Consider the following 13,844-nt stretch of genomic DNA (forward strand, 5'->3'; position numbering starts at 1 on the left):
CTGCGGGTGGAATTATGCAATATCACCCCACTATGCAACGCCAGTACAAAACAGCTAGAAGCAGCGGATGACCCAGAATTCCCGGACAGAAGAAACGCTCGCCGAACTGAACCAGCCAAGCCTCTGGTCCGGTATCAACGCCTATCGTTCCGATCCGCTGATCGTCGATCTCACGTCCGGCCTGTCGCGCAATCTGAGGGACGAGTTCGACCAGCTCGGCCGCTACGTCACTTCGCATGAGGCGCAGGAACTGGCGCGCATGGCCAATCAGGGCGTGCCGCAGCTGCACACCCACGGCCCGCGCGGCGAACGTCTGGATCAGGTCGAGTTCCATCCCGCCTGGCACGCGCTGATGCGCCGTTCCATGTCATCGGGCCTGCATTCCAGCGTCTGGGAGAACTCTCCCGATACGCGCGGCAATGAACACAAGGCGCGCGCCACGAAATTCTACCTGACCTCGCAGCTCGAGGCCGGCCATCTCTGCCCGCTCACCATGACCAGCGCCTCCGTTGCCGCCATCATGGCCTCGCCGCGCGTGCAGAAGGAATGGGCGCCGAAGATCCTGTCGCGCAAATATGATTCCTCGCAGAAACCGGGCCTGCAGAAAACCGCCGTCACCATCGGCATGGGCATGACGGAAAAGCAGGGCGGCACGGATGTGCGCGCCAATCGCACCACGGCGGAGCGGGTGGGTGAGGGCATCTATCGCCTGTCCGGCCACAAATGGTTCCTTTCCGCGCCGATGAGCGATGGTTTCGTCATGCTCGCCCAGATGGGCGACGGCATGGGCTGCTTCCTTGTGCCGCGTTATCTGGAGGATGGTTCGAAGAACGGCCTGCACTTCCAGCGCCTGAAGGACAAGCTCGGCAACCGCTCCAATGCATCAGCCGAAGTCGAATTCACCGATGCGTTCGGTTATCTGCTGGGCGATCCCGGCAGCGGCATCCGCACGATCCTCGACATGGTGACGCTGACGCGGCTGGACTGCGCGCTGGCATCATCAGGCATGATGCGCGCCTCGCTTGCCGAAGCGGTGCATTATGCCCGCGGTCGTTCGGTTTTTGGCAAGATGCTGGTTACCCAGCCGATCATGACGCGCGTTCTCGCCGACATGGCGCTGGATGTGGCGGCCTCCACTGCGCTCTCCTTCCGGCTGGCGACGGCGTTTGATGCCGCCCGCAACAATCCGGCCGAAGCCGCCTATGCGCGGGTAATGACGCCCATCGTGAAATACTGGTGCTGCAAGATCGCGCCGGCCCTCATCTACGAGGCCATGGAGTGCCTTGGCGGCAATGGTTACGTTGAAGAGCGGCCGATTGCCCGCCACTATCGCGAAGCGCCCGTCAACGCCATCTGGGAAGGCTCCGGCAACGTCATGGCGCTGGATGTGCTGCGGGTTCTCCAGCGCGGCAAGGACCTGTTCGATCTCGTCTTCCAGACGCTGGAGCGTGATCTCGGACCTGCCGGCAAGAAGACCACCGACGTGCTGCGCGCCGCGATCGCCCTTGCCGAACGTGACGAGGGGGCGGCCCGTCTATTGGTGGAGCAGTTTGCACTCGCGGCCGCTGCCGCCGAGCTTTGCCGCCTTGGCGCCGGCAAAATCGCGGATGCCTTCCTCGAAACCCGTCTGGCGGGCGGCTGGCGGCATACTTACGGCATGCTCGATTCCCGCTTCGATCCGAATTATATAATCGATCTTCTTTATCCGCCTGCATCTTGACCGATGCATGCGGATGAAGGTTTTGCAGTCCTGGCGGGAGGGGTCTCGGATTTGACAAACAGCAATGGCGTAAGGCTTGTTCTTATCTGTCACGTTCTTATCTGTCACGACAGCTTCGCGCATCGATGCGCGGCAAGGGAAGGCGGCTGCCAATGCTGACCTTCCGTTCCGCCCGCGCTGAGGATGAAGACGCGCTCTACGCCATAAGCCTTGCCACCGGCGATGCCGGGCAGGATGCTACCCCGCTTTACAATGATGGCCGCATGGTCGGGCACATCTATTCCGTGCCCTATCTGCATCTCTGGCCCGATGCCGTTTTTGTGGCTGAGGATGAGGAGGGTGTGTGCGGTTATATCGTCGGCGCGCTCGATACGGCGGTGCACGAAGAGCGGCTGGAGCGGGAATGGTGGCCGCATCTGCGCACCCTTTACCCCGATCCCGGCGGCGACCAGCAGACATGGGACGCCGATCAGCGCCGGGCCCAGTTCATCCACCATCCGCGCCGCACGCCCACCTGGCTCACCGATCCGTTTCCGGCCCATATTCACATGAACCTCCTGCCGCGCACGCAGGGCAAGGGCGGCGGCACCCGGCTTCTGTCGCGCTGGCTCGATATGGCAAGACAGAACAATGTTTACGGCATCCACCTCGGCGCCAGCGAACGCAACCATGCGGGCATGCGCTTCTGGGAAACCCGCGGCTTCAAACGCCTCGAAAGCCACGAAACGCCCGGTAGCGTCTGGTTCGGCATGGCGCTGGAATAAACCGGCTGATTCCGCGGAACATGGGTTCGGGATTGTTCACGTCGGCTACCCTTCATCCACAGGAACCTTCCGTCCATCCGCCCTGCCACATTGTTCTTCCCTTCATGCTTTGTTAACCCGTTGAGAAAGGCCTTTCAGAAAACGGGTAGGGAATCATGCTGGCGACCGCAGAGGCGATTTCAGCCGACAGACCGGAAAAGCGCATCAAGGATCGCGCTCAGACCGAGAAGGCGATTTTTAACGCGGCGCGATCGCTGCTCGCCGAAGAGGGATTTCAGGGTTTCGGCATCAACGCCGTCGCCCGCCGCGCCGGCTGCGACAAGCAGCTGATCTACCGTTATTTCGGCGGCCTCGATGGCCTGATCGAGGCGATCGGCGAGGATCTCGGCTCCTGGGTGAAGGATCGCATTCCCGAGGACACCGGCGGCATGTTTCTTTTGACCTATGGCGATCTCATGGAAAAGCTGGCGCTTTATTTCATGGATGCGCTGCGCAGCGATCCTCTCGTCTGCAAGATCATCGCCTGGGAAGTCTCTGACGGTTCACCGCAGGTGCGTCAGCTGGCCGAAGCCCGCGCCAAGTCGCTGGGCAAGTGGCTGGAGCGCATGCGTGGTTCGCTGGCGGCGCCGAAGGGCGTGGATACAGCGGCGGTCAATGCCGTGCTGTTCGCCGCCATCCAGCACCTCGTCATCTCCGCTGCCACCAGCGGCCAGTTTGCCGGCGTGCCGCTCAAATCGGACCGGGACTGGGACAAGATCTCCACTGCCGTCAAAAGACTGGTGCGTGGCGTTTACGGCTGAACCGGCTTCAGCAGGTGTAGGGCGGTCACGTTCAGGACCAGCGCGTTAAAGAAAAATCAGCCATGTTTTCACCCGGTCGGCAACCGCCCGGCGCATCCGGTCGTTCACGGGATCACATGCTTTTCCACATGCCGGCCGCCCGTCATTAACCATAATGACAGCTTTCATTTGCCTCGCCCGGGCTGCCGGTCCAGTGTGGATTAACGAAATGTTAACCATGCGCAATGACTGCGCATAAGGGAGCCGCAAGTGAGCCGCTGGACAGCTTTAGGCGTCATGATGACGTTTTTTGTGATGCTGCCGTTGGATATCGACGTGCCGGCGCTGAACCTCTGCCTGATGGCCGTGGCGCGCTGGGCGGTGCTTGCCGGCTTTCCCGATGCGGTGTTGGCGCGGGGGCAGGTGGCATGAAGTGGTTTCTGATACTCTGGGCCGGTCCCGTCGCATTGCTGGGCAGCTGGTACTGGCTTTCCTATTACGACATGAGCTTCGGCTTCTACATGCTGACGCGGCAGACCCATGATCTGGTGTTCGAGATATACGGCAATATTCTCGGCCTGCCACCGGAAAGCCTGCCGCCGCTGGTGGCGCGCGCCATCGCGCTAGACAGTCTGATCGTTTTTGCGATTCTCGCATTCCGCAAGAGAAAGCAGATTGCCGCCTGGTGGCAGGGCCGTCAGTCGGCCGCGCGGGTGAGTGCGGAAAGCCTGTCCAGCGCGCCCTGAAGAATGAAGCTCGCGGCGGCCGAATCGATACGTTCGGCCCGTTTGGCGCGTGAGACGTCCATTTCCAGCAATGCGCGCTCGGCCGCGACTGTTGAAAGCCGCTCATCCCAGAAGATGAAGGGCAGGGCGGTTTTTTCACCCATGGTGCGCACGAAGGCGCGCGTTGCCTGCACGCGGGGACCGGCCGAACCATCCATGTTCATGGGCAGGCCGATGATGAAGGCGGAAACTTTTTCCTTTTCGGCGAAGGCCAGCAGCACTTCCGCATCCTGCGTGAATTTCACCCGTTTGATGACCGGACGCGGCGTTGCAAAGCGCCGCGACAGGTCTGACATGGCAAGCCCGATGGTCTTTGTGCCGAGGTCGAGGCCGGCAATTGCCTGCGCGGGCTGAAGCGTCTGCGCCAGTTCCTCGATGGTGAGTATTGCCATGTCGCGCGCTGTCCTTACCGTTTGCGGACGAATTCAGTGCGCAGCACAAGACCCTTGACCGCATCATGCCTGCAATCGATCTCTTCCGGATTGTCTGTCAGGCGGATCGACTTGATGACGGTGCCCTGCTTGATGACCGTGTTGGTGCCCTTGACCTTCAAATCCTTGATCAGGGTGACGGAATCGCCATCTTCAAGCACATTGCCCGCCGCATCGCGTACTTCGTTCGCACGCGCCGCTTCTGCAGCCAGTTCGGAGGCCGGTCGCCATTCACCGGTCGCCTCGTCATACACGTACTCGTCATCATTTGCGGCCATGGTCGCCTCTCTTAAATATTGGTAGTGCGGTTGTTCAGGCCGTCCTATGTCATAATATACCGGTAATACAAAGGAGAACTTCCCATGAAAATCACCTGGCTCGGCCATTCCGCCTTCCGCCTCGAAAACGGTAGCGCGAAGATCCTCATCGATCCGTTCTTCACCGGCAACCCCGGTTTTGCCGGACAGGATGGGAAGTCGGCGGCCGAAGGCATCACTCATATTCTCCTGACCCACGGCCATGGCGACCATGTCGGCGACACCGTTCAGCTTGCGCGCGAGACGGGTGCAACCGTACTGGCCAATGCCGATCTTGCCGCATGGCTTTCCGCCAAGGGTGTCGCGAAGGTCGATATGGGTAATACCGGCGGCACGGTGCATTTTGACGGTTTTTCCGTCACCTTCACCAATGCACTGCATTCCTCCGCCCAGATCACCGAGGATGGCGTCTCCCATTCGCTCGGCAGTGCCAATGGCCTGATGCTGCATTTCGAAGACGGTCCGGCCGTTTATCACATGGGCGATACCGACATCTTTTCCGACATGAAGCTGATCAATGAACTGCACCAGCCGGATATCGGCCTCGTGCCGATTGGCGACCGCTTCACCATGGGCGGAGCCGTCGCGGCGCTCGCCTGCCAGCGCTTCTTCAAGTTCGAGAATGTCATTCCCTGCCACTATGGCTCCTTCCCGATCATCGACCAGACGCCGGAGAAGTTCGTGACCGGCATGGAGGGGTCGGAAGCCCGTGTCCACACGCCTAAGGCGGGCGATACGCTGTCCTTCTGACGTTTTGCTCAGGCATGTCGTGACGCAAAAGCACCTCACACTTTGACGCGACATGCTTTCTACCGTTGCGAATGGCGGACATGGTGATTATAGCGGGTAGGAAAATTCCTACCGGAGTAGAACCATGTCCGTCGATCTCGCCACCGTAAAGCGCGTTGCGCGCCTTGCCCGTATCGCCGTCAGCGAAGAAGAAGCACAGAATATGCTCGGCCAGCTGAACGGCATACTCGGTTTCGTGGAGCAGCTTTCGGAAGTGAATGTCGACGGCGTCGAGCCGATGACATCAGTCACCCCGGTGGAGATGAAAAAGCGTGCCGACGTGGTGACCGACGGCAACAAGGCGGAAGACATTGTCGCCAATGCGCCTGCGACCGACCGGGATTTCTTCATGGTCCCGAAAGTGGTCGAATAAGCCGACCGCCGTTTGCCGCCCGATTTTTCCAAGATTTCGAAAGCCGTTGCCGATCATGACCGACCTGACGAGCCTGACCATTGCCGAAGCCCGCGAAAAGCTGAAGGCGAAAGAGTTTTCCGCCCTTGAGCTGACCGACGCCTATCTCTCCGCCATCGACGCGGCGAACGGCGCGCTGAACGCCTATGTCGTAACCACGCCTGAAAAGGCGCGTGACATGGCGAAAGCCTCCGATGGCCGTATCGCGTCCGGTTCGGCTGGCGAGCTGGAAGGCGTTCCGCTTGGTGTGAAGGACCTTTTCGCCACCCGTGACATCCACACGCAGGCGTGTTCGCATGTTCTCGATGGCTTCAAGCCGAAATATGAATCCACCGTTACCCAGAATCTCTGGGATCAGGGCGCCGTCATGCTCGGCAAGCTCAACATGGACGAATTCGCCATGGGCTCGTCCAACGAAAGCTCCTGGTACGGTCCGGCCATCAATCCCTGGCGCGCCAACGGCTCAGAGCAGAAGCTCGTGCCCGGCGGTTCCTCCGGCGGTTCGGCCGCTGCCGTGGCCGCGCATCTCTGCGCCGGCGCCACCGCAACCGACACGGGCGGCTCCATTCGCCAGCCGGCAGCCTTTACCGGCACCGTTGGCATCAAGCCCACCTATGGCCGTTGCTCACGCTTCGGCATCGTTGCCTATGCCTCCTCGCTCGATCAGGCCGGCCCGATCGCCCGTGACGTGCGCGACGCCGCTATCCTGTTGAAGACCATGGCAAGCGTTGACGCCAAGGATACGACCTCGGTCGACCTGCCGGTGCCGGATTACGAAAAGGCCATCGGCCAGTCGCTGAAGGGCCTGAAGATCGGTATCCCCAGGGAATACCGCGTTGACGGCATGCCGGAAGAAATCGAAAAGCTCTGGGCCAAGGGCGTGGAATGGCTGCGCGATGCCGGCGCCGAGGTTGTCGATATCTCGCTGCCGCATACCAAATACGCGCTGCCTGCCTATTACATCGTCGCACCGGCGGAAGCCTCGTCCAACCTTGCCCGTTATGACGGCGTGCGTTACGGCCTGCGCGTCGACGGCAAGGACATTGCCGACATGTACGAAAAGAGCCGCGCCGCCGGTTTCGGCAAGGAAGTGCAGCGCCGCATCATGGTCGGCACCTATGTGCTGTCGGCCGGTTATTACGACGCCTATTACCTGAAGGCGCAGAAGGTTCGCACGCTGATCAAGCGTGACTTCGAAAACGTCTTCCACGAAGGCGTCGACGCCATTCTGGCGCCGATCACCCCGTCCTCCGCCTTCGCAGTCGGCGACGAGGAACTCGCCTCCGATCCGGTGAAGATGTATCTGCAGGACGTTTTCACCATCACCGTCAACATGGCCGGCCTTCCCGGCCTTTCGGTTCCGGCCGGCCTTGACGGCAAGGGCCTACCGCTTGGCCTGCAGCTCATCGGCAAGCCATTCGACGAAGAAACGTTGTTCAAGACGGCCCACGCCATCGAGCAGGCAGCCGGCAAGTTCACCCCCGCCAAGTGGTGGTAAGCGGCCTCAAGCTTAGACAGATGAACGAAGCCGATCGCGATGCGGTCGGCTTTGTCGGTTTTGCCGCCTGGCGTTCCGGCGAGGCCTTCGACGACAGCTATCTCGATCCTGATGTCATCGAGCGGGTGAGGGGCGAATTCGAGAGTTTCGCCAAGTCTCCAACTGGTGATGTTGTCGTCGCTGAAATGGGAGGCGTGGTTGCCGGCTGGGGCGCATGCGATGCGGCGCCGCATCACATTTCCGATCTCTGGGTGGACCCGAACTGGCAAGGCAAGGGGATCGGCAAAGCCCTGATCCTTCATTTTCTCAACAAGATGCGCGCGCAAGGCCTGCCGCTTGCCACCATCGACACCCATGCCAGAAACCGCGCAGCCATCGGTCTTTACGAGCGTTGCGGATTTGAGATCGTCTGGCGCGGCATGGAATGGTCCGACATCATGAAAGTCGAGCTTGAAAAGGTGAAGCTCGAGCGCAGGCTCTCGCCATAACCCGCTTTTACGGTCGAGGCTGATTCTCGGCGAAATGCCGGGCGACAGCATTGCCGCCGCCCGGTCGATTTATCTGTTGTCCAACTCACCCCTCACGAGTTCCAGCCCGCGCGTGGTAATGCGGTAAGGTTTGCCGCCCGAGGAGGCGATCGCTCTCTTCCGTTTCAGCTTGCGGAAGGTGAGGAGATTGAGGCCGCTGAAAATCCAGCCGTCACGCGTATAAAGCGCGAGTTTTTCGATTTTGTGGGCGTCATCTCGAACGATTTCAATTCTGCCGCCCTGGGCGAGCAGGTGAAGAATGCGCTGTTCGGCGCGGGAAATGTCCATTTTTGGAAGTCCGGTCGGCGTCATATAGACGCGTGAAAACAAATCCGGGTGCCGTTAAGGCAACCGGCTCGGTTTCAGCATGGCCCGGCGCGCAATAAACTTGCGGGCAGGGCCTTTACCGGGACTCCGATTGAGCGAACATAAAAACTCCGTTCTTGCTCCTTTTGGGTAGCGGGCGAACCCGGCGCGGTCAAGTCCCGCCAGGCGTGAGAAAACCATGCTGGTCGAATCGCGCTGGCAATGGTTTAATTTCAACGGCCATGGAGGGTGCGGCTTGATCGTCATTCGCAATGCGCATGAGCAGGAAGCGGAGGTTCTGGCGGCCATCGGCCTCAGGGCATGGCGACAGGCAACCGCAGCTCTCGGCATCACCCCGACCCTTTACGACAATGCGGCCAGCGCCTTTTCCAATTTTACCCGCTCGTCATGGCTGGCAATCAGGGTGGCGGAATTCGGTGGCTCGGTTGCGGGCTGGGCGGCGCGCGAACATTTTGACGAGACGATTTCCGATTTCTGGATCGATCCGGATTTTCAGCGCCGGCGGGTCGGCAGTCGTCTGCTGGGTGATGTGGAAAGGCTGATAGAGGACAGGGGGTTCGAGACCATCCGGCTTGAAACCCACGCCCAGAACGAACCGGCCGTCGCCTTTTTCCGCCACCATGGCTATAGCGTCCGCTGGCTCTCCGTTTCCTATGCGCCAAAGCTCGATCGCGAAGTGCAGTCGGTAGGCCTGCAGAAGCAATTGGCGGAGGTTGAGAGTGGTCTTTATGGGCCGGCTTTCTGAGAGAGAGTTTGCAGAGCATCCACCAGCCGCATCGGCCAGTCTGGCATGATGGCAAGCGATGCGATAAGGCCCACCTGCAATATCACGATTGATATCAGGATGCTGCGGAAGGGTTCCTTACGTGTTTTATGCCGCAGCAGGCGTTGTGCCGAGATCGCACCCAAGCTGCCGCCAATGAGCGCAAGCGATAACAGCGTGCTTTCCCGGATACGCCATTCGCCATTCCTCGCCGCTTGCTTGTCCCACCAATAGACAAGAAAGACGAAAAGATTGAAGGCGATATAGGCCGTGAAGCAGAGAGCGATCGTCACCATGGCGTGAATTGAAACCGGGAAGCGTAAAAAACGCGTATCCGGTATGGGCTAAAATCCCGGGCCTGGCGTGACAGGGTGCAAGATGTCTTGCGCCCGCGCTCCATTTGTTCTACCCACCAAGGCCAAAGAACCCGTATATCGTGAGCTTCAGATGACCCTTGTAGACGTGCGCACCCCCGACCCGAAACGCTTCATTCCCGGCGCCACCGGCGATTGGGAAATCGTGATCGGCATGGAGGTGCATGCGCAGGTTCTCTCCAATTCCAAGCTGTTTTCCGGTGCATCGACCACCTTCGGCAATGCGCCAAACTCCAACGTGTCGCTGGTGGATGCCGCCATGCCCGGCATGTTGCCCGTCATCAACGAGGAATGCGTCAAGCAGGCGGTGCGTACCGGTCTCGGCCTGAAGGCGAAGATCAACAACCGTTCGATCTTCGACCGTAAGAACTACTTCTATCCGGACCTGCCGCAGGGGTACCAGATTTCGCAGTTCAAAGATCCGATCATCGGTGAGGGCACTATCACCATTTCGCTCGGTCCGGACCGTCAGGGCAATTTCGAGGATATCGAGATCGGCATCGAGCGTCTGCATCTGGAGCAGGACGCCGGCAAGTCCATGCACGACCAGCATCCGACCATGTCCTTCGTGGACCTGAACCGTTCGGGCGTGGCGCTGATGGAAATCGTTTCCAAGCCGGACATGCGCTCGTCGGATGAGGCCAAGGCCTATCTGACCAAGCTGCGCTCGATCGTGCGTTATCTCGGCACCTGCGACGGCAACATGGATGAAGGCTCGATGCGCGCCGACGTCAACGTTTCCGTGCGCCGTCCGGGCGAAGGTTTCGGCACGCGCTGTGAAATCAAGAACGTCAACTCCATCCGTTTCGTTGGTCAGGCCATCGAATATGAGGCGCGTCGCCAGGTCGCCATTCTGGAAGACGGCGGCTCCATCGATCAGGAAACCCGCCTGTTCGATCCAGGCAAGGGCGAGACACGTTCGATGCGCTCCAAGGAAGACGCGCATGATTACCGCTATTTCCCCGATCCGGACCTGCTGCCGCTGGAATTCGACGATGCTTTCGTCGAGGCGCTGAAGGTCGATCTGCCGGAGCTTCCCGACGACAAGAAGGCGCGCTTCGTGGCCGATCTTGGCCTGTCGGTCTATGACGCCTCGATCCTCGTTTCGGAGAAGGCGATCGCCGATTATTACGAGGCCGTCGCCGCCGGCCGCGATGCGAAGGCTGCCGCCAACTGGGTCATCAACGACCTGCTCGGCGCCCTCAATAAGTTCGGCAAGGATATCGAGACGACGCCGGTTTCGCCGGAACAGCTCGGCGGCATCATCGATCTCATCAAGTCTGAGACCATTTCCGGCAAGATCGCCAAGGACCTGTTCGAAATCGTCTGGAACGAGGGCGGCAACCCGGCGGAAATCGTCGAGGCGCGCGGCATGAAGCAGGTGACGGATACCGGCGCCATCGAAAAGGCCGTGGACGAGATTATCGCCGCCAACCCGGATCAGGTCGAGAAGGTGAAGGCAAAGCCGACGCTTGCCGGCTGGTTCGTCGGCCAGGTCATGAAAGCGACGGGCGGCAAGGCCAACCCGCAGGCGGTGCAGGCGCTGGTGAAGGCCAAGCTCGGTATCGAGGAAGAGTAAGCGAAAGCTGCTTCCTGCCGGTAGGAGGCATCGAGGCACAAAGCTCTCCTTCGTCATCCTCGGGCCTGTCCCGAGGATCTAGATACCCACAAGGCCAAACGTGCTCAGATCCTCGGGACAAGCCCGAGGATCACGTCGAGAGTGCGGGAGGCTCGACATATATCTGCCGGGATCAACGCCCGGCTTTTCTGTTTCAAGACGGAGCCCAAACATGTTTTTCATCCGCACGGCAAGTCTGCGGGACATCGAGCCGGTCCGCACCTTGCTCGCCACGACATGGCACGCGACCTATGATGCGATCTATGGCGTCGACAAGGTGAACCAGCTGATCCTCGCATGGCATTCGCCGCAGGCCATGAAGGACCGTATCGAGAAAAAGGGCGGCGAGTTTCTGGTGGCTGATGACGGCAAGCGGATTGGCGGCATGGCCTATGGCTCCATGTCCTCCAAGATGGCGAAGACGGCCCTGCTGCACCAGCTTTACGTCGCGCCCGACCTTCAGCGTCAGGGCGTCGGCCGTGATCTCTTCGCGGAACTGGAAACCTGCTTTCCGGATGCGGAAATCATGCGGCTTGAAGTCGAGCCTAAAAATACTGTCGCAATCGCCTTTTATGAAGGCGTCGGATTTGTCGAGGTAGACCGAATCGAGCGCATGGCGGGCATCGAGGGTCTGCCCGGCATCGTTATGGAAAAGAGCCTGACCCGATGAATGCGACATTGCAGAATCTCATTATCCGCACGGCGCGCGAAGACGACCTTCCCGCCCTTGCCGCCATTTTTGCCGCCGACGAGATTGGCGGCCATGGCGATACGGCCGAAGAATCGGCGCAGCCGGATTATCTTGCAGCCTTCCGCGCCATTGAGGCATCGCCGAGCGAAACGCTCTATGTGGCGGAACTGGATGGCGAGGTCGTCGGCACCTTCCAGACGGCGATCCTGACCAAGCTCGTCGGGCGAGGGGCAAAGTCCATGGTGATCGAGGCGGTGCAGACGCGCGCCGACATGCGCGGTCGCGGCATCGGTGCGGTGATGATCAATCATTGCCTGGAAGAAGCCCGCCGCCAGGGTCTCAACGCTGCGCAACTGACGTCCAACGTGGCCCGGCTGGACGCGCATCGCTTCTACGAGCGGCTGGGGTTCGAGAAGCGGCATTTGGGCTTCAGGATGAAGCTGAAATAGCACGGATATATCTTGAAATGCTGGACAATTGCTGTGAGGGGCGGCATAAGCATGTCTTGTGCCGTGCACGGAAAATCGCTGCGGCGCATTCAAGCCCGAGGAACGCATAATGAAGACTCTCCTGACGCAAATCTTCACCTGGTGGAATGGCCAGACGATCGGAACGCGGTTTCACACCTGGCGTTTCGGCAAGAAGGTCGGGCAGGACGAGTTGGGCAACACCTATTACGAAGGCGGCACCACCTCCTGGGGCATGCCGCGCCGGTGGGTGATCTATAATGGTTATGCCGAAGCTTCCGCCATTCCGCCCGGCTGGCATGGCTGGATGCATTACCGCACCGACGTGCCGCCAAGCCAGGAAAGCTACGTTGCGCGCGAATGGCAGAAGCCGCATCAGCCGAATTTGACCGGTTCGTCAAAGGCCTATCGCCCGCAGGGATCGCTGGCGGTGGCAGGCGAGCGCCCGCGTGTGACCGGCGACTACGACGCCTGGACCCCTGGCAACTAAGCTTTTGTGATGGGCGGTGTTGTGCAAAACACCGCGCTTGCATCTGGCCTCACCGGTTTTTGCCACATTCCGCCCTTAGGCGTTGATCCGGTCGGCATCGCGACACAGGCAAATTTTGGAGACCACTATATGAGGAAAATCACGCGGGATCGTTCTTTGCGTGCGCTGACAGTGTCGCTGTTTGCGGCGGTCTCTGCTGTTCTCCTCGTATCGCCCGTCTCCGCCGCCCGTCTGGAAAACCGCGTCGCCGTGTTTTCCGGCATCGACAAGATCACCGGCCGCATCACTTCCTTCGATGTCTATATCGACGAGACTGTGCAGTTCGGCGCGCTTCAGGTGACGCCGAAGGTCTGTTATTCCCGCGACCAGACGGAAACCCAGAAGATCGATGCTTTTATCGAGGTCGATGAGATCACGCTCGACCGCAAGATCAAGCGGATTTTCACAGGCTGGATGTTCGCCGACAGCCCCGGCCTCAATGCCGTGGAACACCCAATTTACGACGTGTGGCTGACAGGCTGCAAGCAGGACTCGGAAGTTCCTGCTCCCTCTACGGCAAGCAAGTAATTTAACCCACGACCGCGCCTATTTCTGGCGTCTGAGCTTCTCGGCCAAATCGGCCAGTGCTTTGCTTTTGCTTTCCAATTGTTCGATCATTTCTTCCCGTGTCAGTTCGGGGTCGATCGCGATCGGCACGGTGAACTTATTGGGTCGATCGCCGGCGGGAGGTGAGGGGAATCTGATTTCAGAAAATGCCCTCTTCACGGCCGTTCGGGTTTGATAGGTGCTATCCCTTACGTTTTTGACTTGAACGGCCTGTATTTTCCCCGCCGGGTCAACGCGGAAAGTAACAAGGAGGACCTGCCGCTTGTTTGTCCGCACGACCTTGAATTCCGGGCGGCCGGTTGTGCCCGTCAAGGCTCGGGAAACTTCGTTTCGCCAGGCGGCCAGCGGGTTCGGGAGCTGTTCAGCAGCGGTGACATTCACCGCCAGCGTCAGCATCAATAACAAGGCCGCAATCCAGCGCATGACCAACCCCCGATGAATAAAATATCATGACCGGATAAGTCATGTTTTTGAGGGTTGCAAGCA

20 protein-coding genes are annotated in these 13,844 nt (G+C 59.9%); 15 read left to right on the forward strand and 5 right to left on the reverse strand.

Annotated features, from left to right (window positions below; translation table 11 throughout):
• Positions 1-67 precede the first annotated feature (67 nt).
• The 5 genes from QRN60_RS06165 (at position 68) to QRN60_RS06185 (ending at position 4,009) form a co-directional block, all read left to right on the forward strand.
• A complete protein-coding gene (locus QRN60_RS06165) occupies positions 68-1,720 on the forward strand; it encodes an acyl-CoA dehydrogenase family protein (protein ID WP_003502448.1) in 1,653 nt (550 codons plus the stop codon).
• Positions 1,721-1,872: 152 nt separating this feature from the next.
• Complete coding sequence (locus QRN60_RS06170; RefSeq protein ID WP_003502450.1) at positions 1,873-2,484, forward strand: GNAT family N-acetyltransferase; 612 nt, start codon at positions 1,873-1,875, stop codon at positions 2,482-2,484.
• A 155-nt stretch (positions 2,485-2,639) separates the two neighbouring features.
• Complete coding sequence (locus tag QRN60_RS06175) at positions 2,640-3,284, forward strand: TetR/AcrR family transcriptional regulator (RefSeq protein WP_003502452.1); 645 nt, start codon at positions 2,640-2,642, stop codon at positions 3,282-3,284.
• Positions 3,285-3,560: 276 nt separating this feature from the next.
• Positions 3,561-3,695, forward strand: a complete 135-nt coding sequence (locus tag QRN60_RS06180; RefSeq protein WP_003502454.1) for a hypothetical protein — start codon at positions 3,561-3,563, stop codon at positions 3,693-3,695.
• Complete coding sequence (locus tag QRN60_RS06185) at positions 3,692-4,009, forward strand: DUF6105 family protein (protein WP_003502456.1); 318 nt, start codon at positions 3,692-3,694, stop codon at positions 4,007-4,009. The genes QRN60_RS06180 and QRN60_RS06185 overlap by 4 nt, the downstream gene beginning before the upstream one ends.
• Here QRN60_RS06185 and ruvX read toward each other — a convergent pair.
• Together ruvX and QRN60_RS06195 are read right to left on the reverse strand one after the other, a co-directional pair.
• Positions 3,961-4,440 carry a Holliday junction resolvase RuvX gene (gene ruvX / locus QRN60_RS06190; RefSeq protein WP_003502458.1) on the reverse strand — a complete coding sequence of 160 codons (480 nt, stop codon included), beginning with the start codon at positions 4,438-4,440 and terminating at the stop codon, positions 3,961-3,963. The two genes, QRN60_RS06185 and ruvX, sit on opposite strands and share 49 nt — an antisense overlap.
• Before the next feature lie 14 nt (positions 4,441-4,454).
• Positions 4,455-4,757: an alkylphosphonate utilization protein gene (locus QRN60_RS06195; protein WP_003502460.1), complete on the reverse strand. Its 303-nt coding sequence runs from the start codon at positions 4,755-4,757 to the stop codon at positions 4,455-4,457.
• 84 nt (positions 4,758-4,841) lie between these two features.
• On the opposite strand from QRN60_RS06195, the gene QRN60_RS06200 reads away from it, so the two are divergent.
• From QRN60_RS06200 to QRN60_RS06215, 4 genes are all read left to right on the forward strand, one after another.
• Entirely contained in the window at positions 4,842-5,546 is a 705-nt protein-coding gene (locus tag QRN60_RS06200; RefSeq protein ID WP_003502462.1) for a metal-dependent hydrolase, read from the forward strand.
• 124 nt (positions 5,547-5,670) lie between these two features.
• On the forward strand, positions 5,671-5,958 hold the full coding sequence (gatC, locus tag QRN60_RS06205; RefSeq protein WP_003496362.1) for an Asp-tRNA(Asn)/Glu-tRNA(Gln) amidotransferase subunit GatC: 288 nt from the start codon (positions 5,671-5,673) through the stop codon (positions 5,956-5,958).
• A 55-nt stretch (positions 5,959-6,013) separates the two neighbouring features.
• Positions 6,014-7,495 carry an Asp-tRNA(Asn)/Glu-tRNA(Gln) amidotransferase subunit GatA gene (gene gatA, locus QRN60_RS06210; RefSeq protein ID WP_059753190.1) on the forward strand — a complete coding sequence of 494 codons (1,482 nt, stop codon included), beginning with the start codon at positions 6,014-6,016 and terminating at the stop codon, positions 7,493-7,495.
• Positions 7,486-7,983 carry a GNAT family N-acetyltransferase gene (locus QRN60_RS06215; protein WP_256381337.1) on the forward strand — a complete coding sequence of 166 codons (498 nt, stop codon included), beginning with the start codon at positions 7,486-7,488 and terminating at the stop codon, positions 7,981-7,983. The genes gatA and QRN60_RS06215 overlap by 10 nt, the downstream gene beginning before the upstream one ends.
• Positions 7,984-8,052: 69 nt before the next feature.
• On the opposite strand, the gene QRN60_RS06220 is transcribed toward QRN60_RS06215, so the two are convergent.
• Positions 8,053-8,310, reverse strand: a complete 258-nt coding sequence (locus QRN60_RS06220) for a YjhX family toxin (protein WP_059753193.1) — start codon at positions 8,308-8,310, stop codon at positions 8,053-8,055.
• A gap of 274 nt (positions 8,311-8,584) precedes the next feature.
• On the opposite strand from QRN60_RS06220, the gene QRN60_RS06225 reads away from it, so the two are divergent.
• Complete coding sequence (locus QRN60_RS06225) at positions 8,585-9,094, forward strand: GNAT family N-acetyltransferase (protein ID WP_020012369.1); 510 nt, start codon at positions 8,585-8,587, stop codon at positions 9,092-9,094.
• Here QRN60_RS06225 and QRN60_RS06230 read toward each other — a convergent pair.
• Positions 9,076-9,408 carry a DUF1294 domain-containing protein gene (locus tag QRN60_RS06230; protein WP_060724116.1) on the reverse strand — a complete coding sequence of 111 codons (333 nt, stop codon included), beginning with the start codon at positions 9,406-9,408 and terminating at the stop codon, positions 9,076-9,078. The genes QRN60_RS06225 and QRN60_RS06230 overlap by 19 nt on opposite strands.
• 151 nt (positions 9,409-9,559) lie before the next feature.
• Between QRN60_RS06230 and gatB the strand changes: the two genes are divergently transcribed.
• The 5 genes from gatB to QRN60_RS06255 all read left to right on the forward strand — a co-directional run bounded on the left by gatB (position 9,560) and on the right by QRN60_RS06255 (position 13,319).
• Entirely contained in the window at positions 9,560-11,065 is a 1,506-nt protein-coding gene (gene gatB, locus QRN60_RS06235) for an Asp-tRNA(Asn)/Glu-tRNA(Gln) amidotransferase subunit GatB (RefSeq protein WP_003502477.1), read from the forward strand.
• 211 nt (positions 11,066-11,276) lie between these two features.
• Positions 11,277-11,774: a GNAT family N-acetyltransferase gene (locus QRN60_RS06240; protein ID WP_003502479.1), complete on the forward strand. Its 498-nt coding sequence runs from the start codon at positions 11,277-11,279 to the stop codon at positions 11,772-11,774.
• On the forward strand, positions 11,771-12,244 hold the full coding sequence (locus tag QRN60_RS06245) for a GNAT family N-acetyltransferase (RefSeq protein WP_080864277.1): 474 nt from the start codon (positions 11,771-11,773) through the stop codon (positions 12,242-12,244). The genes QRN60_RS06240 and QRN60_RS06245 overlap by 4 nt, the downstream gene beginning before the upstream one ends.
• 109 nt (positions 12,245-12,353) lie before the next feature.
• Complete coding sequence (locus QRN60_RS06250; protein WP_004441414.1) at positions 12,354-12,752, forward strand: NADH:ubiquinone oxidoreductase subunit NDUFA12; 399 nt, start codon at positions 12,354-12,356, stop codon at positions 12,750-12,752.
• 129 nt (positions 12,753-12,881) lie between these two features.
• Positions 12,882-13,319, forward strand: a complete 438-nt coding sequence (locus QRN60_RS06255; RefSeq protein ID WP_026364075.1) for a DUF2155 domain-containing protein — start codon at positions 12,882-12,884, stop codon at positions 13,317-13,319.
• 18 nt (positions 13,320-13,337) lie between these two features.
• Here QRN60_RS06255 and QRN60_RS06260 read toward each other — a convergent pair whose 3' ends face one another.
• Positions 13,338-13,781: a hypothetical protein gene (locus QRN60_RS06260; protein ID WP_035212392.1), complete on the reverse strand. Its 444-nt coding sequence runs from the start codon at positions 13,779-13,781 to the stop codon at positions 13,338-13,340.
• Positions 13,782-13,844 lie beyond the last annotated feature (63 nt).

The organism is Agrobacterium sp. CFBP2214 (assembly GCF_030209895.1).
Lineage (GTDB): Bacteria > Pseudomonadota > Alphaproteobacteria > Rhizobiales > Rhizobiaceae > Agrobacterium > Agrobacterium radiobacter.